Below are 571 nucleotides of genomic sequence, written 5' to 3'. Positions count from 1 at the left end.
GCGCTGGACGCGGGCTACACCAGCAACGAGCTCTACACCAGCCTCAACCTGGGCACCACCGCCGAACTGAACAGCGCCCTGAAGCAAATCAGCGGCAGCCAGGCGACCACCGTCTTCCGCGAAGCCCGCGTGTTGAGCAACCGCTTCAACATGCTGGCGGATAACGCCCAGTCGCTCGGCAGCAACGGCCTGGCGTTTAACGTGGTGGCAAAAGGCGACCCGCGCGCCGAGCTAGGCAACGACACGCAGTACGACATGCTGGCCCTGCGCCAGACGCTGGACCTGACGGACACCCAGAGCCTGACCATGGAGTACGGCATCGCCCGTCTGGACGGTGACGGCGCATCAAAAGCGGGCGATAACGGCGTGACCGGGGGTTACAGCCAGTTCCTTGGCCTGAAGCACCGCGTGGCGTTTGAAAACGGCATCGACTGGAATAACGCCCTGCGCTACGACGTGCATAACCTGGAGAGCAGCCGCTCGGTGGCGTATGGCGACGTGAACAAGGTGGCCGATTCCGACGCGCGTCAGCAGTATCTGGAGTTCCGCAGCGAGGGCGCGAAGACCTTTA

Annotated in this window: 1 pseudogene; it reads left to right on the top strand. The window is 63.6% G+C overall.

The features are described 5' to 3' along the window. A pseudogene (locus LZP96_RS23975) lies at positions 1-571 on the top strand (autotransporter adhesin BigA); the annotation flags it as partial.

The organism is Huaxiibacter chinensis (assembly GCF_022171985.1).
GTDB lineage: Bacteria > Pseudomonadota > Gammaproteobacteria > Enterobacterales > Enterobacteriaceae > Enterobacter > Enterobacter chinensis_A.
The sequence above is the reverse complement of the archived record's forward strand: the minus strand, read 5'-3'. Positions and strand labels throughout refer to the sequence as shown.